Genomic DNA, 18,036 nt, shown 5'->3' on the forward strand with positions numbered 1-18,036 from the left:
AAGCCGACGCCGAGGTGCACGGCGCCGGAAGGCGGACGCGGCCGAGGTCTACGGCGCCTGGCGGGACGCCCGCGGGATCACCAGGCCTCGGCCAGCATCGCGCGAGTGTCCGCCAGGAGCTGCGGCAGGACCCGGGTGTGGCCGACGACCGGCATGAAGTTGGTGTCGCCGCCCCAGCGCGGCACCACGTGCTGGTGCAGATGGGCGGCGATACCGGCACCCGCCACCGCGCCCTGGTTCATGCCGATGTTGAAGCCGTGCGCTCCGGAGACCCGCCGCAGCACGGTCATCGCGCGCTTGGTGAACTCCGCCAGCTCCAGGGTCTCGGCCTCGTCCAGTTCGGTGTAGTCCGCCAGGTGCCGGAACGGCACGGTCATCAGATGGCCGCCGTTGTACGGGTAGAGGTTGAGCACCGCGTAGACCTTCTCGCCGCGGGCGATGATCAGACCGTCCGCGTCGGACTTCTCCGGGATGGTGCAGAAGGGGCAGCCGTCCTCGGCGCCGGGGCCGCTCGGCTTGTTCTCCCCCTGGATGTAGGCCATCCGGTGAGGTGTCCACAGGCGCTGGAACTGGTCCGGTGCCCCCACTCCGATCTGCTGCTCCGGCTCACTCGTCATGCCCGCCAGCTTATGCGCCGGGCGGCGCGGGACACGAGGAGGGGGCGGACCCGCCGCACGGCCGCCCTCTCCCCGCGTCACAGCGGATTCACCCGGGGTCACACCTGGACACGGCGCTCCACGGCGTCGAGGATCTCCGCGATCGCCTCGTCCTGGGGGATGCCGTTCTTCTGCGAGCCGTCGCGGTAGCGGAAGGACACCGCGCCGTTGGCGACGTCCTCGTCACCGGCGATCACCATGAACGGCACCTTGGACTTCTGGGCGTTGCGGATCTTCTTCTGCATCCGGTCGGAGGAGGAGTCCACCTCCATCCGCAGACCCTTGGCCTTGGCGGCGGCGGCGAACTCCGCCAGGTACGGCACATGGTCGTCGCCGATCGGGATGCCGACCGCCTGCACCGGTGCGAGCCACGCCGGGAAGGCGCCCGCGTAGTGCTCCAGGAGCACGGCGAAGAACCGCTCGATGGAGCCGAACAGCGCACGGTGGATCATCACCGGCTGCCGACGGGAGCCGTCGGCGGCGGTGTACTCGAGGCCGAACCTGGCGGGCTGCTGGAAGTCGACCTGGATGGTGGACATCTGCCAGGTGCGGCCGATGGCGTCCCGGGCCTGGACGGAGATCTTGGGCCCGTAGAAGGCGGCGCCGCCCGGGTCCATGACCAGGTCGAGGCCCTGCTTGCCCGCGGCCTGCCGCAGCGCCTCGGTGGCCTCCTCCCACTCCTCGTCGGTGCCCATGAACTTGTCCGACTCGGGGTCGCGGGTGGACAGTTCCAGGTAGAAGTCGCCGAGGCCGTAGTCGCGCAGCAGGTTCAGGACGAAGGTGAGCAGGTTGTCCAGCTCGTCCGGCATCTGCTCCTTGGTGCAGTAGATGTGCGAGTCGTCCTGGGTGAAGCCGCGGGCGCGGGTGAGCCCGTGGACGACGCCGGACTTCTCGTACCGGTAGACGGTGCCGAACTCGAACAGCCGCAGCGGCAGCTCCCGGTAGGACCGGCCGCGGGCGCGGAAGATGAGGTTGTGCATCGGGCAGTTCATCGCCTTGAGGCGGTAGTTCTGCTCGTCGAACTCCAGCGGCGGGAACATGCCGTCCGCGTAGTGCGGCAGGTGTCCGGAGATCTCGAAGAGCCGCTCCTTGGTGATGTGCGGCGTGTTGACGAAGTCGTAGCCGGACTCCTCGTGCCGCCGGCGCGAGTAGTCCTCCATCACCTTGCGGACGACGCCGCCCTTGGGATGGAAGACGGCGAGCCCGGAACCGAGCTCCTCGGGGATGGAGAAGAGGTCCAGTTCGGTGCCGAGCTTGCGGTGGTCGCGCTTCTCGGCCTCGGCGAGGAACTCCAGGTACTGCTTGAGCTCGTCCTTGGTGGGCCACGCGGTGCCGTAGATTCGCTGGAGCTGCGGGTTCTTCTCGCTGCCGCGCCAGTAGGCGGCCGCCGAGCGCATCAGCTTGAAGGCGGGGATCTGCCGGGTGGAGGGCAGGTGCGGGCCCCGGCACAGGTCCTTCCAGCACAGCTCGCCACTCTTGGCGTCGAGGTTGTCGTAGATGGTCAGCTCGCCGGACCCGACCTCGGCCGAGGCACCCTCGGCGGCATCGGCCGCGTTGCCCTTGAGGCCGATCAGCTCCAGCTTGTACGGCTCGTCCGCCAGCTCCTCGCGGGCGTCCTCGTCGGTGGTGACGCGGCGGGAGAAGCGCTGGCCCTGTTTCTGGATCTGCTGCATCTTCTTCTCGATGCGCTTGAGATCGTCGGGGGTGAAGGGCTCGGCCACGTCGAAGTCGTAGTAGAAGCCGTCCTTGACGGGCGGGCCGATGCCGAGCTTGGCGTCCGGGAAGAGCTCCTGGACGGCCTGGGCCAGCACGTGCGCGGTGGAGTGGCGGAGCACGGCCAGACCGTCGTCGCTGGTGATCTCGACGGGCTCCACCTCGTCGCCGTCGGCCAGTGGACGGGCGAGGTCCCGCAGCTCGCCGCCGATGCGCGCGGCGACGACGGAACGCTCCCCCTCGAAGAGCGCGGCGGCCGTAGTGCCCGTGGTCGCCACGCGCTCTTCCCGCTCGGAATCGCGTTGGATGGTCACACGGACATCAGACACCGGTCTCTCCTGACTCTCACCTGGGATACGCGGCCCGCGCCGCGCCGTCGAATCGTACCGAGCGATGGCGCCGGACCGCGAAACGGTCGCGGCCCGCGAGGGGAACCGGCCGCGAAGCCGGCCGCGGCGGCGGGGGACCCGGCGGACGCCGCCACGGCCCGCACCCGGCCGCGGCACCCGGCGGGCGGGTTCGGCTGCCGGTCAGCCGCCCACGCCGCGCTCGAAGTCGTCGAGCGCAGTGCGCAGCCGCTTCAGCAGCCGCTCCCGGGCCTCCTCGGGCACCGGGACGGGGGCGACGTCGTGCGCGCCGCTCAACCGCCGGAAGCCGCCCCGGCTCTCCAGCAGCCCGGCGATCCGCAGCGGCAGCCCCACCAGGTGGGAGTGGACGGCGCGGAGGTAGCCCTCGTCGTCCAGCCGGGCCCGCACCTGGGTCACCTCGGCGCCGGCCAGCACGTCGAGGCGCACCGAACCGGGCTCACCGGGCCGGGCGCGGCGCAGCCGTACGACGGTTCCCGTGACCCGCACCGGGACCGGGGGCTCGACGCGCACGTAGTGCCGCCCGGCGCGTTCGAGTGCGGGCAGGTCGGCCGGGGTGAAGACGAGGGCGGGGGGCCGTCGCGGGCAGTCCCGGGGCGCTCCGGCCGTGCGCGACCAGGCGAGAGTGATCCGCACCTCTTCGGTTCCGCGTACCAACTGGCACAGCGCGTCGGTGAGTTCGGCGCAGCAGCCGTCGGCGACGGCGGCGTCGAAGTGCTCGGTGGCGCCGGTGGCGCGGTAGCGGCACACGGCCCGGGCGGTCGCCCGCAGCGCGCGGCACAGCACGGCCAGCTCCCGGCCGCCGCCGTCGGGTGGCCCGGGCGGGGCCGAGGCGGTCAGCGTCCGTCCCGCCGCGCTCTCCTCGGGGGCCTCCGCGTACCGCGCCCGCCGGGTGAAGGCGTCCGCCCGGCGGTCGCCGCGGGCGCCGTGGAATCCGGCGCTCCGCTGTGTGGCCAGGGCTCCGGCGCGGAGCATCGCTCGGGCAGCGGTGCCCAGCTTCTGGCGCGCCCGCCAGGTGGCTGCCGTGTTGCCGGCGGGCAGTTCGCGTCTCCAGTGGATCTCGTCGTCGTCGGCGGCGCCTCGCATCACGCTCTCCGTGTCCCCGGCCACTCCCCTCCTTCTCCTGACCGCGGGGCGGGGTCGCAAAACGGAGCGGACGGCGGCGGATCGGGGGCGCGGGACGGGCATACGAAAGGCCGCAGCGTCTGCTGACGCCGCGGCCTCGGATGCTGCCGTACGGATACCGGGTGGGCGATACTGGGTTCGAACCAGTGACCTCTTCGGTGTGAACGAAGCGCTCTCCCACTGAGCTAATCGCCCCGGGTGTTCCGCCGTTGGCCCGGCGGCACGTGCAGAACAATACAGGGCGTCTCACTCTTCATCCAAACCCCTTTCCAGCAGGGTCCGCAGACCGTGCAGACCGCCGCGCATCATCAGCCGGTGGTTGGCGACGAAGAGGGGCCGGGCGGGGACGGCCAGCATGCGCAGCAGGCGCCTCTCGACCTCCACGTCCTGGGCGAAGAGCGCGACGCTGCCGCCGTCGGCGGCGCGTACGCTCCAGCGGGCCCAGCCGACCAGGTCGCCGCTCATGCCGACCTCCAGGATCCCGGCCGCCGGGTCGCGGCGCCGCGCGTGGAGCGCGATCGAGAGCCGGTAGGGCAGCGCGGCCCGGATGCGAAGGAGACCGCTGTCCTCGCCGGTCCGGGCGAACCCGCGCACCTGGGGCCACCACGCGGGGTACGCGTCGAGCCGCTCCAGCGCGGCGTAGACCCGGCTCGGCGGGGCCGCGACCGGCCAGACGGCGCGGAAGCGGTAGTGGTTCGGATCCACGGGCCGACCCTCCCGGGAACGGGACTCTACGACGCAGGGCCCGGAAGCTGGTCGCTTCCGGGCCCTGCGCATGGCGTGGGCGATACTGGGTTCGAACCAGTGACCTCTTCGGTGTGAACGAAGCGCTCTCCCACTGAGCTAATCGCCCGCCGGCGGGCACAACATTACCGCATGTCAGCGGGTGGTCATGACCATCAGGAGGACTGCCGGGCCGCCTGCCGGGCCGCTTTGCGCTCCTTACGGGCCGCGCGGCGGTCCTTGAGCCACCGGGTGCCCTCCCGGTACTTGCGCTTGGTCCACCGCAGCACGTGCTGTGCCCAGACGAACTCGGTCGCCCAGACCGCCATCCCGCCGAAGATCACGAGCCAGCCGGGACCGGGCAGCGGAAGCATGATCACGCCGCCGGTCACGATCGCCAGACCGACGACGAAGACCACCACGCGCCAGCTCAGGTGCAGCGGCCTGGACGCCTGGACGAACCTCGGCGCGCGGGAGCCGAGGGGTTTCTCCTCCCGTACCTCGGGCGGCATCGCGTCACTCTCCGCAGTCATGACAGACAAGGTACCTGACTCGTTTCGGCCAGTGCCGGTTCACTGGAATGGCCGCACCTCCCAAACCTACAAGAGCCGTACGAAGGAATCGATTCCGTACAAAACAGTCAGAGGGGTTTACAACCGGCGCGTAGGTGGCATGTCGATTGCGCCGACGTGCGAATCCCCGAGCGCACACTGAGCGAAAGGCCCTGGCGCTTATGAACACAACGGTGAGCTGTGAGCTGCACCTGCGCCTCGTTGTTTCGAGCGAGTCCTCACTGCCTGTACCAGCGGGCCTGCGGTACGACACGGCGGACCCCTACGCCGTGCACGCCACCTTCCACACCGGTGCCGAGGAGACCGTGGAGTGGGTCTTCGCCCGCGACCTCCTCGCCGAAGGGCTGCACAGGCCCACCGGCACCGGGGACGTCCGAGTCTGGCCGTCCCGCAGTCACGGACAGTCCGTGGCCTGCATCGCCCTCAGTTCCCCAGAGGGCGAGGCCCTGCTCGAGGCCCCGGCGCGGGCACTGGAATCCTTCCTCAAGCGGACCGACGCGGCCGTACCGCCCGGTACCGAGCACCGCCACTTCGACCTGGACACCGAGCTCTCGCACATCCTCGCGGAGAGCTGAGACCGCCGGTCACCGCGGCCGTCCGACTCGGGGCGACGGCCGACGGTCCGGCAGCCGTGTGCCACGGCACCGCTTCGTGTAACGGCACACTGCGACGCCGCCGCCGCGTACTCGTACGCGGCGGCGGCGTCGCTGCGTACGGCGACGGCGCCGGCACCGTCCGGAAACACCCGCCCTCGGACCGGAGCCCAGCGACTAGGCTTCCCCCCAGGCCGGAGGATTCCCGGACACGGCAGGAGCGGCCCGTGCAGATCAACCACGACACCCGGTGCGCGCTCGACCAGGCGGTCGAGCTGCTGAACACCATGGCGGACGGCGAGAACCCCGACACGCTGGTGTCCGTGGCAGACCTGCGCTCCTACGCGGAGCGCACCAACGTCAGCGGGGTCGGCGCGCTGTCCGAGGACGACGTGCGTGCCGTCCGCGCGGTGCGCGAGCGCTTCGCACAGGTGTTCGTCACGGAGGACACCCGCACCGCGGCCGGGCTGCTCAACGCACTGGTCGCCGAGGCGGGCACGACACCCCAGCTCACCGACCACGACGACTACGACTGGCATGTGCACTACTTCGCGCCCGGCGCCTCCGTCGCCCAGCACCTGGCGGCCGACTGCGGCATGGCGCTGGCGTTCGTCCTCGTCGCGGGCGAGCGCGACCGGCTGCGGCGCTGCTCGGCACCCGACTGCCGGCGGGTCTTCGTGGACCTGTCCCGCAACCGCTCCCGCCGCTACTGCGACAGCCGTACCTGCGGCAACCGCCTCCACGTGGCCGCCTACCGGGCACGGCGGCGGGAGTCGTCCGGGGGCGGCGTCCCGCGCTGAGCGCGCGCACCACCCGCGACGCCCGCCGCTGCCCGGCTCCGGCCGGCCCGTCAGAGCAGCAGCAGGTCGTGCGCCCCGGCGGCACCGAGCAGCACCGCGATCACGGCGAGGAACAGCATCAGCGGCGGTTGGGAGAGTGCGTACAGGCATCCCTTGGGCTCGGAGGGCGGCAGCTCGTCGAGCTCGATCGCGGAGTTCGGCGTCGTGTCCATCTCGCCGCGATCATGGCGCAGCCCCGGCTGCACCGGACGACTGCTCCACCCCTTTCCCGGTGGTTTCCGCCGGAAAGCCCGCTGTGCCGCGGTCTCGCGTGCTAGGGCCGTCCGGCACGCGGGGACGGCGCAGGTGGCCGGCCCGAGTGGGCCGGGCGAGTCGGCGGAGGGGCTAGATGCCGTGCTTCTTGAGGATGGCCTCGATGTCGGAGAAGTCCTCGCCCGGCTCGGCGCCCTTGGCCTTGCCTGCCGCGGGCCTGCCGGGTGCGGGCTGCTGCCGGGTGGCCGGCTGGCCGGACGCGGCGCCGAGCGCCGGGGCTCCCGCGGCGGGCTCCGCGGCCCGGGTCTCCCGGCGGGACGCCGCCGATCCACTGCGGGCGGCGGCCGCGCGGCCGATGATCCACAGCACGACGGCGCAGGCCAGCACGGCGAATCCGGCCCAGACGGTGGGCTTGAGCACCAGATCGGCCGCCCAGCTGCCGACCGCCTTGCCGATCTTGCCGCCGAGCCCGACCAGGCCCGACATCGCCAGCCCGACCGGCACCAGCGCGACGGCGGCCAGTCGCGTGGCGGCGGCGAAGCGACGCCGCCACGCCGTGAGGAAGGCGATGGCCAGGCCGGCCGCGGAGAGCGCGGCGCAGACGGTGGTGGTGAGCATGTCTCCATGGTCGCACCGGCCGGGCGGTGGCGGCCATGGCCGGGGCCGCGGTTCAGGGAGATCTCCGGGTAGGCCCCCTCCTGGGGGCTGAGAGACTGTCGCCATGGACAACCCCACCGACTCCGGCACCACCCTCCCGCAGCCCCGCGCCACCCTGGAGGTCTGGTGCGAGCTGCAGTGCCCGGACTGCCACCGCGCCCAGACCGATCTGCGGGCCCTGCGGGAGCGGTACGGCGACGCGCTGGAGATCCGGCTGCGGCACTTCCCGCTGGAGAAGCACAAGCACGCCTATGCGGCCGCCCAGGCGATCGAGGAGGCGTACGAGCAGGGCAAGGGTGAGGAGTACGCCGCGGCGGTGCTGGCGCGCACCGGGGAGCTGACCGAGCGGGGCGAGGCGCTGCTGGTCGAGGTGGCCCGCGAGCTGGCCCTGGACGCGGAGGAGTTCGAGACGGCCCTGATCGACGGACGGCATCTGCTGGCTGTCGACGCCGACCAGGCCGAGGGCAGGGCGATCGGGGTGACGGGCACCCCGACGTACGTGGTCGACGGGCAGCGGCTGGACGGCGGCAAGAGCCAGGAGGGGCTGCGCGCGCGCATCGAGGAGATCGCCGACCGGCTGCTGGGGCGCTGAGCGGCGGCTGTCGCAGCGGCGTCCTGAGCGTCACAGCAGCGGCTTGAGGTAGTGGCGCTCCACTGTCCGGTAGCCCAGCGAACCGTAGAGCCGCCGGGCCGGTGTGTTGCCGGCGAAGACGTTGAGTCCGAGACGGTGCGCCCCGGCCTCCAGGCAGACCGTCTCCGCGGCCAGCATCAGGGCGCGTCCGTGGCCCTCGCCCCGCCTTCCGGGCCGCACGCGGACGTCGTAGACCCAGGCGTGGACATCGTCGCGGGGCAGCCCGGTGAAGCCCAGCCAGAACGTGCCGACGGAGGTGCCCTCGCTGCTGAGGACGCGCAGCGCGGCCCCCGCCGTGGCGGCTCCTTCCGGCAGGTGCGTGCGCCGCCCGGCCGCGGACCGGGCGAGGGCCTGCTCCCGGGAGTGGCCGTTCTCGATCAGCCCGGCGACGAAGGTCGCGGCCTGCTCCTCCCACCAGGCGTCGAACTCGGCGTCGGCCAGCGGGCGCAGCGCGCGGCCCGGGGGCAGCCCGGGGCGGGTGTGCGGCGACGGCAGCGACGTGATCAGATGGCTGCTGCTCTCCGCGTATCCGAGCGCGGCCAGCAGGCGGACTCCCGCGGGAGTCCGCTCACGGCTCCCGTCGGGCTCGGCGGACGACTCGGCGTCTGGGGTCAGCGGGACACTCGCCTCGACACGGGTGCAGCCCCAGCCGCGCAGCACCTCCTCGGCGGCGAGTGCCGCCACGGCGCCGCGGCCCCGCCGCCGCTCCCCCGGCTCGACGTACAGCCGCAGCCGCCCGGGCGCCGGGCCCTCCTCCGGCGCTCGGCTGAGGTGCACGGTGCCCACGGGGCGGGAGTTGACCCGGATCTCGTAGGCGCGCGCGCGTCCGCCCTCGGGCGGGCGGATTTCCGGACCGGTGGGGCGCAATGTGGTCGTCACGGTGCCGTTCTACCCGGGCGGCCGCCAGGTGCCCACCTGCTGCGCCGCGGATCGCGCGGACCGGCACGCGTCCCCGCGGCGGCCCGCGGCGCCGCTACGGGTCGATGTCGGCCGCCGAACGCTCCTCGAAGATCCGCATGGCCTTGGCGGTGACCGGGCCCGGCGCGCCGGGCAGGGCACGTCCGTCCAGCCGCGCCACGGCCTGTACGTCGCGCAGGCTGGAGGTCACGAAGACCTCCTCGGCCCGCTCCAGCGCCGCCATCGGCAGATCCGTCTCGTGCGCGCCCGCCCACTCCAGGACCAGGGCCCGGGTGATCCCCGCCAGGCAGCCCGAGGCGAGCGGCGGTGTGTGCAGCTCGCCGTCGAGGACGATGAAGACGTTGGAGCCGGTGCCCTCGCACAGCCGGCCGTGGGTGTTGGCGAACAGGGCCTCGGTGGCCGCCTGTTGCCGGGCGCGGGCGAGCGCGACGACGTTCTCCGCGTACGAGGTGGTCTTCAGCCCGGTGACCGCGCCCCGCTCGTTCCGGGTCCAGGGAACGGTGACGACCGAGGTGGTGTCCGGGCGGCGGGTCGCCTCGCCGAGCGCGACCACGAGGGTGGGGCCCGCCTCGCCGCGGTCCGAGCCGAGCGGCGAGACGCCCCCGGTGTAGGTGATCCGCAGCCTGCCGTAGGGCATCGGGTTGGCCGCGGTGACCGCGTCGCAGGCCCGCCGCACCTCGTCCGCGTCGGGCTCGGGCAGGCCGAGGCCGCGCGCCGAGGAGGCGAGCCGCCGCAGATGCCGGGTGAGCGCGAACGGGGTGCCCTCCACGGTCCTGAGCGTCTCGAAGACCCCGTCCCCGACTGTCAGTCCGTGATCGAACACGGAGACGTTCGCGCTGTGTGCGTCCTGGAGTCCGCCGTCGAGCCAGATCTTCACTGCTGTTCACCTCGGGGAGCCGCTGGGGGCCGCTGTGTCACCGGACGGGCACCGGGCGTCGCCGAGCCGCGCGCTGCGGCCGCGGTGTTCTTGTCGTTCCCGGCGTTCTTGGAGTTCTCGTCGTACTCCCCCGACGCTACCGCGAGCAGCCGGGAAGCCTTCAGTTCCGTCTCCCGCCATTCCTGCTCCGGGTCGGAGTCCCAGATGATCCCCGCACCCGTGCCGAAGCGCAGCAGCGGGCGCGGGTGGTCGCGCTCGATCCAGAACGTGCGTATGCCGACGGCCAGCGCGCCCGTTCCGCGGTCGGCGTCGACCCAGCCGATGCCGCCGGTGTACGGGCCGCGCGGCGCCGTCTCCAGCGCGTCGATCAGCCGCAGCGCGGAGGACTTGGGGGCGCCGGTGATCGAGCCGGGCGGGAAGGTGCCCGCCAGCAGGCGCGCCCATCCGCCGGCTCCGCGGGCGGCGGGTCCGGCGGCCTCCGGCAGCTCGCCCCGGACGGTGGAGACCAGATGGACCAGGTTCCGGTAGGGCTCGGGTGCGCACAGCGCGGGGACGGTGATGGAGCCGGGCACGCACACCCGGCCGAGGTCGTTGCGGACCAGATCGGTGATCATCACGTTCTCGGCCCGCTCCTTCTCCCCCAGGTCGGCCGCGGAGCGGCCGGTGCCCTTGATGGGGCCGGACTCGACGGTGCGGTCCGCACGCCGCAGATACAGCTCCGGGGAGGCCGTGGCGATCTCCACACCGTGGGCCGGCAGGCGCACGGTGCCCGTGTAGGCCGCGGGGGTGCCGACGGCGAGCCTGGCGGTGAGCTGATCGACGTCGGCGGCCCCGGGGGCGGGGTCCGGTAGCGGCGCTGACAGCACCCGGCAGAGGTTGACCTGGTAGACGTCTCCGGCGCCGATGGCGGCGCGGATCCGCCGCACGCCCTCGGTGTAGGCGGCGCGGTCCAGCGAGCTGACCCAGTCGCCGGGTGCCGGGCCCCGCCAGCGGCCGGGCACCGGCGCGGGGAGCGGTGCAGGGCGTACGTCGCCGAAGCGGGCGCAGCACAGCCCGCCCTCGTAGTCGGCGACGACGGCCCACCATCCCGAGGAGTCGAGCGCCTCGGGGTCGCTGGTCACGTCGCGGAGGTCGGTGGCGAGATGGCCGCCCAAGCGGGCGAGCGGGGTCAGATCGGACACGGTTTCGAGTCTATGAGGACGGCGGGGGCGGCCACGCTGCGCAAACGGAATTTGAGCTGGCACGGGAATCCGCTAAAGTTCAACACGTCGCCGAGGTGCACGCGCCCCGGGGACGGCCTCCCGGGTGCGTCCCGGAAAAGGCACTGCGGACGTGGCTCAGTTGGTAGAGCATCACCTTGCCAAGGTGAGGGTCGCGAGTTCGAATCTCGTCGTCCGCTCGATGTGGGGACCTCCCGGGCCCCCACACCTGGTGGAGTGGCCGAGAGGCGAGGCAACGGCCTGCAAAGCCGTCTACACGGGTTCAAATCCCGTCTCCACCTCCAAGGACGATTAGCTCAGCGGGAGAGCGCTTCCCTGACACGGAAGAGGTCACTGGTTCAATCCCAGTATCGTCCACCGGGTCCGGTCACCACCGGACCTTCCGCGCGGTTAGCTCAGCGGGAGAGCGCTTCCCTGACACGGAAGAGGTCACTGGTTCAATCCCAGTACCGCGCACGGACGATTAGCTCAGCGGGAGAGCGCTTCCCTGACACGGAAGAGGTCACTGGTTCAATCCCAGTATCGTCCACACCTGATCGAGGGCCCCGGCGGATTCGCCGGGGCCCTCGCCCGTGTTCCGGGCTTCCGTAACCGCGGGCGTCGCGGACTCCCGTGCTGCGAGGCGGATCCGCGCTCAGGAGGAGAAGAGCATCCGCCCGAAGCCGCGGCGCCCGTGGTGGCCGTGGTGCCCGTGATGGCCGTGGCCGTACGAGCCGTGCTGCGGCGCGCCCCAGGCCGGGCCGGCGGGGTAGCCCTGCGGTCCGGGCGGCGGAGGCGCCGACTGCCCCCACTGCGCCTCCATCCTGGTGAGAGCCTCCAGCTCGCCGTAGTCGAGGAAGATTCCCCGGCAGCTGCCGCACTGCTCGATCTGCACACCGCTGCGGTTGTACGTGTGCATCGGCGCACCGCACTTGGGACACTGCATCATTCGTCGGATTCCTCTCCCTACCGGTTGCCCACCGGATCCCTCACCGGTGACCGGACACCCCCGGCCCCGGTCGGCACTGCTCCAGCCTACGGCCCCCGGGCCGCGGGGAGTTCGGGACCTGCGAAAGAGCCGCGATCCGGGCGCACGCGGCCACGCACGCCTCCTCCGCTTCGTCCAGGGAACGCCCCTCGGTGCCGGCCTTCGCGACGCCGAGCGCCGCGCTCTGCACCGTCAACGCCCGGGCCGGCGCGTCGAGATACGGCCACGGGTCGGGACCGGCCAGGGCGTGCGGGAGGCGCTCGGCGCGGGCGGCACCGGCCGCCGCGGCGACGCCGACGGTCCGGGCGTAGGCGCCGAGGAAGCACTCCCACACCGCCGCCGGAAGGAGCCCGGCCGCGAACCAGGCGGCGGGCCGCGCCAGATCCCAGGCCGGGTCGCCGAGCCCGAGGTCGTCGATGTCGATGAGCTGCCAGGGCCCGTCGGGCCGCGGATGGCGGACGAGCTGGCCGAGGTGGAAGTCACCGTGGCACAGGGTGCGGGAGGCCGGACCCGGCTCCTCGTCCCGGCACCAGGGCGGCAGCCCGGCCCATGCGCGCTCGACGACATCCGCCGACGCGCCATGCGCGCCCCGGGGTGCGCGCCGCATCCGCTCCAGGGCCCGGGCCGCCTTGGCCGGGCCGCGCATCGGCGGCAGCGGACCGGGGAGCCGTGCGGGCGCCGGGAGCGGCGCCGTGTGCAGCCGGGCCAGCAGCACACCCGCCGCTCCCCAGGGCGCTGCCGCCGCGTCGTCCGGGTCGACCGGGGCGCCGAGGGGCCACACGCTGCCGAGCCGACCGCCGGGCAGCGGCGAAGTGGCGGCGCCGGAGGCGGGAGGCAGTAGCACCCCGCGGTACTCCGGGGCCGCCGCGACCCGGATCCGCACCTCCAGCGCGGGCACTTCCACGTCGGGCGCGTGCGCCTTGGCGACCCGGTCGCCGACCCGCACGACGGCGGCGTCGGGACGATCGGCGAGCACGTCGCCCTGCCCCCGGGGATCACCGGCGAGCATGGCGAGGGACCGGTGCAGCGCGGGGCTGCCGCCGGGGCTCTGAGGATCGGCCACGAGTACTCCACGGGTTCGACGAGGGCACCGCAGGGCGCGCCGCTGGTCCGGGGGCGGCGTCCGGAGTACCGGACCGGCCGCCGGATACGCGAGAGCCCGGGCAGCTCCCCAGCTGCCCGGGCCTCGTGCCGTCCGCCGCACCCCCGTCCCCACGGGGCTGTAGAGCCGGAAGTCCCCGACCCGGTCCGCTCCACCGGGCCCGGGGCCGCTCAGGACCCCAGCATTCCGACCACGGACGACGCCTGTGTCAGCACCATCCGGCCCCAGCCCGAGACGAGGCCGAGGAGGAGGGCGAGTGGCAGCACCATGGCGGCGGCCACCAGCGGATGGCGACGGCCGCCGGGGCGGACGCCGAACTCCGCGAGTGCCGCGCGCCGCCCCTTCCCCGCGGGCGCCGTGCGCCCGGCCGTGTACGCCATGATCCGCTCCTGATCGTTGTCTGGAGCGGCGGACGTCCGACCTCGGGGGACGAGTGCTGCGCCCGCCGCTCGACAACCACATTAGGCAGGGCCGCCCGGGGCGGCGTCATGCGCGCGTACCGACTCGGGGCCTCCCGCAGGATGACGTGCGACGGGGCCGCCTACTCCCCAGGGTGGAGGGCGTCCCCGGCCCTCCCAGGGTCTTCCCCCAGGGAGTACCGCCGGCCGGTCCCCCATGCGGCCCGAGGGGGTGAGTTCTCTCACTCCCGCGCCGCCTCCCGGCCCTGGCCGAGCCGGTTCCTCCGGCCCGGCGGGGCGGAGGGCGCAGGCAGTCCCGCTGCACTGTCGGCCGGCGCGCCCACCGGGCCCGTCACCGCGTCAAACACCGTGCCGCGGGGCCGGTTTGACGGCGCGGAACCGGGGGCGCGGAGGCGTGCGGAACCGGCGCGTCCGGTGGAGTCCCCTACGACGACCGGGCTCTGACATCCCGTCTGGCGCCGCGTGCGCGGCCTATCGTCGGCTCGCCGCGGCAGTCCGTAAGCTGTGGTCGTCAGACGGACCGGACACCGGTGGGCTGCTCCCCCACCGGATGCCGGAGGTGGGCCACCGCCCACCGGACACCGGAGGTAGGAACGGACATGGCGATGATGCGGCTCCGGCGCGAGGACCCGCGAGTCGTCGGCTCGTTCAGGCTCCACCGGCGCCTGGGAGCCGGCGGTATGGGCGTGGTCTACCTGGGTTCCGACCGGCGCGGCCAGCGGGTCGCGCTGAAGGTGATCCGGCCGGACCTGGCCGAGGACCAGGAGTTCCGCTCCCGCTTCGCCCGCGAGGTGTCCGCCGCGCGGCGGATCCGCGGCGGATGTACCGCCCGGCTGGTGGCCGCGGACCTGGAGGCCGACCGCCCCTGGTTCGCCACCCAGTACGTGCCGGGTCCCTCGCTGCACGACAAGGTGAACGAGAACGGCCCGCTGCCCGCCGCGCAGGTCGCCTCGATCGGCGCCGCACTCGCCGAGGGCCTGGTGGCGGTGCACGAGGCGGGTGTCGTGCACCGCGATCTGAAGCCGTCGAACATCCTGCTGTCCCCCAAGGGCCCGCGCATCATCGATTTCGGTATCGCCTGGGCGACCGGCGCGAGCACGCTGACGCATGTGGGCACGGCGGTCGGCTCCCCCGGATTCCTGGCGCCCGAGCAGGTGCGGGGCGCGGCGGTCACCCCGGCGACGGACGTGTTCGCGCTGGGCGCCACGCTGGCGTACGCGGCCACGGCGGACTCCCCGTTCGGGCAGGGCAGTTCCGAGGTGATGCTCTACCGCGTGGTGCACGAGGAGCCGCTGCTGGACACCGTGCACGCGGCGCTGGCCCCGCTCGTCCACGCCTGTCTCGTCAAGTCGCCGGAGGACCGGCCCAGCACGCTGCAGCTCTCGCTGCGGCTCAAGGAGATCGCCGCGCGGGAGGCCCGCGGTCTGTCCGACGGCGGGGATCCCGCCCCGGGCGTCCGGGCGGCATGGCACGGTGAGCGGCCGGGGACGGGCGGGCGGTCCGCGTCCGGCGCGCGGCCCGCCGGGGAGCGCCGCCCCCGGGACCCGATGCAGCAGCGGACCCAGCGGGACACCGTCGGCTGGGAGCGCGAGCGGGCGGCGAGCGCCCCCCGGGCCTCGACTCCCCGCCCGGCACGTTCGACCGCGTCCGGCACCCCGCGGGCCGCGCGGGCCGCGCGGGACGGCGCGCATCCGACGGGCAACGGCTCGCGCAGGGACGCGCGTCCGCCCCGCCGCCCGGCGGCGCCGGCTCAGCGGGTCGGCGAGCGGACGACGAACGGCAGGCCGGCCGGGCCGCGGCCCGCCGCCCGGCGCGGGCGCCCCGGCGGGCTCGGTCCGGCAGCCCGCAAGAGGAGGCTGCTGCGGCAGCGGCTCATCGTCTTCGTGACGGTGACCCTGCTGGTCGCCCTCGGCATCGCGGTGGCCCAGGGGTGCGAGGGTCCCAAGCGCGGGCTCGGCAGCAGCTCCGTGCAGGTGCCGTGACCGGGAAACGGCACCTGCCGTGACCGGGGTGGCCGCGGGTGCCGCGGCCCGGAAGCCGGCCTCGGGCGCGCGGGGCCGGCGGACCGGCGGCGCCTCCCGGCCGGGGCACCGTACCGACGGCGGGCTGCGTGCGGCCCCGCCGATGCTCCCGGTTCGTCTCAGCCGGCCTGCCGCGCGACCGCGTAGAAGGCGACGGCTGCGGCGGCGCCCACATTGAGCGAGTCGACACCGTGCGCCATGGGGATGCGGACCCATTCGTCGGCGGCGCGCAGCGCGCGGGTGGACAGTCCGCTGCCCTCGGCGCCCAGCAGCAGGGCCGAGCGGTCCCCGCAGCGCCGGGTGACGGTGTCGATGGGGAGGGCCTTCTCGTCCGGCGTGAGGGCGAGCAACGGGAACCCGGCGTCGCGCACCGTCTCCAGGCCCTGCGGCCAGCTCTCCAGCCGGGCGTAGGGCACGGCGAACACGGCGCCCATGGAGACCTTGACCGAGCGGCGGTAGAGCGGGTCGGCGCAGTCGGGGGAGAGCAGTACGGCGTCCATGCCCAGCGCGGCGGCGCTGCGGAAGACGGCGCCGATGTTGGTGTGGTCGTTGACCGACTCCATGATCACGATGCGGCGCGCGGTGGCCAGCAGGTCCGCCGGCTTCGGCAGCGGCTTGCGCTGCATGGAAGCCAGGGCGCCGCGGTGCACGTGGTAGCCGGTGACACGCTCGGCCAGTTCCGGGCTGACGGCGTAGACAGGCGCGGGCACCTCGTCGATGACGTCGCGCATGACGTCGATCCACTTCGCGGACAGCAGCATCGAGCGCATCGCGTACCCCGCCTGCCGGGCCCGGCGGATCACCTTCTCGCCCTCGGCGATGAACAGCCCCTCGGCGGGCTCGCGCCTGCGCCGCAGTTCGACGTCGGTCAGTCCCGTGTAGTCGCCCAGCCGGGGATCGTCGGGCTCGTCGACGGTGACGAGCCCGCCGGCCGGCCGGTCGCCGGGGGTGGTGCCGGGGGAGGATGAGGTGACCACAGGCCGATACCGCCCTGTCCCGCTCGAAGTGCCAATGCGTCGATACCGCCGCGTACGGGGCGGTTGTCCGGGGCGTGCCCGGCGGATCACGGTGCGGTCGGGCCCACCGCCACCACGTCGCCGATCACGATGACGGCCGGCGGCCGTATGTCCTGCGCCGCGGCGCGGTCGGCCGCCGTCGCCAGGGTGGCGTCGACCCGCCGCTCGGTGGCCATGGTGCCCTCCTGGACGATGGCGACCGGGGTGTCGTCGGGGCGGCCGTGCGCGCGGAGCGCGGCGGCGATGGCGCCGAGGTTCTCCACCGCCATCAGCAGCACGAGCGTGCCCCGCAGCCGGGCGAGCGCGGTCCAGTCGACGAGCGAGCGCGGGTCGTCGGGCGGCACATGGCCGCTGACGACGGTGAACTCGTGGGCCACACCCCGGTGGGTGACGGGGATGCCGACCGCGCCGGGCACACTGATCGCGCTGGAGATGCCCGGGACGACGGTCACCTGCACCCCTTCGGCGGCGAGCTGCTCGGCCTCCTCCATGCCGCGGCCGAAGACGAACGGGTCGCCGCCCTTGAGCCGCACCACGGACCGCCCGGCCTTGGCATGCTCGACCAGGACCGCGTTGATGGCCCCCTGCGCCATCGCCCGGCCGTAGGGGATCTTGGCCGCGTCGATCACCTCGACGTGCGGCGGGAGTTCGTCCAGCAGGTCGCGGGGGCCCAGCCGGTCGGCGACGACCACGTCGGCCTGGGCCAGCAGCCGGCGGCCCCGCACCGTGATCAGGTCCGGGTCGCCGGGTCCGCCGCCGACGAGGGCGACGCCGGGGGTTCGGGGCCCGCGCTGTTCCGCGCCGAGCGTGCCGTCCCCGAGCCGGGCCACGACAGCGTCCCGGATGGCGGCCGCGCGGCGCGGGTCGCGTCCGGCCGCGCCGTGCTCCCCGCTGGTGAGGACGGCGACGGTGATGCCGTCGCTGCGGCCGGTAGCCGGGGTCCACGCGGTGCCCCGGTCCGCGTCGTCCGCGCGGACGCACCACACCCGGCGGGCCTCGGCCTCCGCGACGATGGCGGCGTTGACGGCGGCGTCGTCGGTGGCCGCCAGCGCGTACCAGGCCTCCGCGAGGTCGCCGTCCCGCCAGCCGCGGCGCTCCCAGGCGATCTCTCCGGCCGTCGCCATCGCTTCGACGGAGGGCGTGGCCTCGGGCGCGACGAGGGTGACCCGCGCACCCGCCGCCAGCAGCGCCGGGAGGCGGCGCTGCGCCACGGTGCCGCCGCCGACCAGTACGACGCGACGGCCGTCCAGGCGGAGTCCTACGGGGTAGGCGGGCGTGGCGGAGGTTTCCGACATCTGGGACGGCATCCTTCTCGAGAGGGCGGGCCGGCTCGTCCACCGAGCCGAGGACGACGCCGCTGCGGCGGTGGAGCGGCGGGGACGGTGAGGAACAGCCTATGCGGGACCGCC

General features: G+C 74.0%; 19 protein-coding genes and 7 tRNA genes. 9 read left to right on the forward strand and 17 right to left on the reverse strand.

What is annotated here, in order from left to right; genetic code table 11:
• Positions 1 to 77: 77 nt before the first annotated feature.
• The 7 genes from ACFYMO_RS19185 to ACFYMO_RS19215 all read right to left on the reverse strand — a co-directional run bounded on the left by ACFYMO_RS19185 (position 78) and on the right by ACFYMO_RS19215 (position 5,115).
• A complete protein-coding gene (locus tag ACFYMO_RS19185) occupies positions 78 to 617 on the reverse strand; it encodes an HIT domain-containing protein (protein WP_026005225.1) in 540 nt (179 codons plus the stop codon).
• A gap of 98 nt (positions 618 to 715) precedes the next feature.
• Complete coding sequence (gene thrS / locus ACFYMO_RS19190; RefSeq protein ID WP_388547593.1) at positions 716 to 2,698, reverse strand: threonine--tRNA ligase; 1,983 nt, start codon at positions 2,696 to 2,698, stop codon at positions 716 to 718.
• A 201-nt stretch (positions 2,699 to 2,899) separates the two neighbouring features.
• Complete coding sequence (locus ACFYMO_RS19195; protein ID WP_366772016.1) at positions 2,900 to 3,844, reverse strand: hypothetical protein; 945 nt, start codon at positions 3,842 to 3,844, stop codon at positions 2,900 to 2,902.
• A 138-nt stretch (positions 3,845 to 3,982) separates the two neighbouring features.
• A tRNA-Val gene (locus ACFYMO_RS19200) sits at positions 3,983 to 4,054 on the reverse strand.
• A 51-nt stretch (positions 4,055 to 4,105) separates the two neighbouring features.
• Entirely contained in the window at positions 4,106 to 4,564 is a 459-nt protein-coding gene (locus tag ACFYMO_RS19205) for an SRPBCC family protein (protein WP_388547596.1), read from the reverse strand.
• A 76-nt stretch (positions 4,565 to 4,640) separates the two neighbouring features.
• Positions 4,641 to 4,712 (reverse strand) — tRNA-Val (locus ACFYMO_RS19210).
• A gap of 46 nt (positions 4,713 to 4,758) precedes the next feature.
• The gene (locus ACFYMO_RS19215; protein WP_078534389.1) at positions 4,759 to 5,115 is read right to left on the reverse strand and encodes a TIGR02611 family protein; all 357 of its coding nucleotides are present in this window, start codon (positions 5,113 to 5,115) and stop codon (positions 4,759 to 4,761) included.
• A gap of 200 nt (positions 5,116 to 5,315) precedes the next feature.
• On the opposite strand from ACFYMO_RS19215, the gene ACFYMO_RS19220 reads away from it, so the two are divergent.
• Both ACFYMO_RS19220 and ACFYMO_RS19225 read left to right on the forward strand, forming a co-directional pair.
• Complete coding sequence (locus tag ACFYMO_RS19220) at positions 5,316 to 5,729, forward strand: SsgA family sporulation/cell division regulator (protein ID WP_026005227.1); 414 nt, start codon at positions 5,316 to 5,318, stop codon at positions 5,727 to 5,729.
• A gap of 245 nt (positions 5,730 to 5,974) precedes the next feature.
• Positions 5,975 to 6,547, forward strand: coding sequence for a CGNR zinc finger domain-containing protein (locus tag ACFYMO_RS19225; RefSeq protein ID WP_366772019.1), 573 nt, complete (start codon positions 5,975 to 5,977; stop codon positions 6,545 to 6,547).
• Between the two features lie 50 nt (positions 6,548 to 6,597).
• Here the strand turns inward: ACFYMO_RS19225 and ACFYMO_RS19230 are convergent, their stop codons facing one another.
• Positions 6,598 to 6,759: a hypothetical protein gene (locus tag ACFYMO_RS19230; protein ID WP_276474314.1), complete on the reverse strand. Its 162-nt coding sequence runs from the start codon at positions 6,757 to 6,759 to the stop codon at positions 6,598 to 6,600.
• A 172-nt stretch (positions 6,760 to 6,931) separates the two neighbouring features.
• Entirely contained in the window at positions 6,932 to 7,417 is a 486-nt protein-coding gene (locus tag ACFYMO_RS19235; RefSeq protein WP_366772020.1) for a hypothetical protein, read from the reverse strand.
• A gap of 103 nt (positions 7,418 to 7,520) precedes the next feature.
• Here ACFYMO_RS19235 and ACFYMO_RS19240 point away from each other — a divergent pair, with 103 nt between their 5' ends.
• Positions 7,521 to 8,048 carry a DsbA family protein gene (locus ACFYMO_RS19240; protein ID WP_388547602.1) on the forward strand — a complete coding sequence of 176 codons (528 nt, stop codon included), beginning with the start codon at positions 7,521 to 7,523 and terminating at the stop codon, positions 8,046 to 8,048.
• A 30-nt stretch (positions 8,049 to 8,078) separates the two neighbouring features.
• On the opposite strand, the gene ACFYMO_RS19245 is transcribed toward ACFYMO_RS19240, so the two are convergent.
• From ACFYMO_RS19245 to ACFYMO_RS19255, 3 genes are all read right to left on the reverse strand, one after another.
• Positions 8,079 to 8,966, reverse strand: coding sequence for a GNAT family N-acetyltransferase (locus ACFYMO_RS19245; RefSeq protein ID WP_366772022.1), 888 nt, complete (start codon positions 8,964 to 8,966; stop codon positions 8,079 to 8,081).
• 94 nt (positions 8,967 to 9,060) lie between these two features.
• Positions 9,061 to 9,882 carry an aminodeoxychorismate lyase gene (locus ACFYMO_RS19250; protein ID WP_366772023.1) on the reverse strand — a complete coding sequence of 274 codons (822 nt, stop codon included), beginning with the start codon at positions 9,880 to 9,882 and terminating at the stop codon, positions 9,061 to 9,063.
• On the reverse strand, positions 9,879 to 11,063 hold the full coding sequence (locus tag ACFYMO_RS19255; RefSeq protein ID WP_366772024.1) for a chorismate-binding protein: 1,185 nt from the start codon (positions 11,061 to 11,063) through the stop codon (positions 9,879 to 9,881). Before ACFYMO_RS19255 ends, ACFYMO_RS19250 begins: the two co-directional genes overlap by 4 nt.
• A gap of 145 nt (positions 11,064 to 11,208) precedes the next feature.
• Between ACFYMO_RS19255 and ACFYMO_RS19260 the strand changes: the two genes are divergently transcribed.
• The 5 genes from ACFYMO_RS19260 to ACFYMO_RS19280 all read left to right on the forward strand — a co-directional run bounded on the left by ACFYMO_RS19260 (position 11,209) and on the right by ACFYMO_RS19280 (position 11,631).
• Positions 11,209 to 11,281 (forward strand) — tRNA-Gly (locus ACFYMO_RS19260).
• Positions 11,282 to 11,312: 31 nt separating this feature from the next.
• Positions 11,313 to 11,386 (forward strand) — tRNA-Cys (locus ACFYMO_RS19265).
• A 1-nt stretch (position 11,387) separates the two neighbouring features.
• Positions 11,388 to 11,459: transfer RNA gene (locus tag ACFYMO_RS19270), tRNA-Val, on the forward strand.
• 27 nt (positions 11,460 to 11,486) lie between these two features.
• Positions 11,487 to 11,558: transfer RNA gene (locus ACFYMO_RS19275), tRNA-Val, on the forward strand.
• 1 nt (position 11,559) lies between these two features.
• A tRNA-Val gene (locus ACFYMO_RS19280) sits at positions 11,560 to 11,631 on the forward strand.
• Between the two features lie 105 nt (positions 11,632 to 11,736).
• Here the strand turns inward: ACFYMO_RS19280 and ACFYMO_RS19285 are convergent.
• The 3 genes from ACFYMO_RS19285 to ACFYMO_RS19295 form a co-directional block, all read right to left on the reverse strand.
• The gene (locus ACFYMO_RS19285; RefSeq protein ID WP_366772051.1) at positions 11,737 to 12,027 is read right to left on the reverse strand and encodes a zf-TFIIB domain-containing protein; all 291 of its coding nucleotides are present in this window, start codon (positions 12,025 to 12,027) and stop codon (positions 11,737 to 11,739) included.
• 43 nt (positions 12,028 to 12,070) lie between these two features.
• On the reverse strand, positions 12,071 to 13,132 hold the full coding sequence (locus ACFYMO_RS19290; RefSeq protein WP_388547607.1) for a phosphotransferase family protein: 1,062 nt from the start codon (positions 13,130 to 13,132) through the stop codon (positions 12,071 to 12,073).
• 209 nt (positions 13,133 to 13,341) lie between these two features.
• Positions 13,342 to 13,551, reverse strand: a complete 210-nt coding sequence (locus ACFYMO_RS19295) for a hypothetical protein (protein ID WP_388547609.1) — start codon at positions 13,549 to 13,551, stop codon at positions 13,342 to 13,344.
• Between the two features lie 638 nt (positions 13,552 to 14,189).
• Between ACFYMO_RS19295 and ACFYMO_RS19300 the strand changes: the two genes are divergently transcribed.
• A complete protein-coding gene (locus tag ACFYMO_RS19300; protein WP_366772027.1) occupies positions 14,190 to 15,572 on the forward strand; it encodes a protein kinase in 1,383 nt (460 codons plus the stop codon).
• A 158-nt stretch (positions 15,573 to 15,730) separates the two neighbouring features.
• Here ACFYMO_RS19300 and ACFYMO_RS19305 read toward each other — a convergent pair whose 3' ends face one another.
• Both ACFYMO_RS19305 and cobA read right to left on the reverse strand, forming a co-directional pair.
• On the reverse strand, positions 15,731 to 16,588 hold the full coding sequence (locus ACFYMO_RS19305; protein ID WP_366772029.1) for an RNA methyltransferase: 858 nt from the start codon (positions 16,586 to 16,588) through the stop codon (positions 15,731 to 15,733).
• Positions 16,589 to 16,674: 86 nt separating this feature from the next.
• Positions 16,675 to 17,922 (reverse strand): uroporphyrinogen-III C-methyltransferase, encoded by a 1,248-nt coding sequence (gene cobA, locus ACFYMO_RS19310; RefSeq protein ID WP_366772030.1) that lies wholly within the window; start codon positions 17,920 to 17,922, stop codon positions 16,675 to 16,677.
• Positions 17,923 to 18,036 lie beyond the last annotated feature (114 nt).

Origin of the sequence: Streptomyces sp. NPDC007025 (assembly GCF_042869455.1) — a bacterium.
In the GTDB taxonomy this organism is placed as follows: Bacteria; Actinomycetota; Actinomycetes; order Streptomycetales; family Streptomycetaceae; genus Streptomyces.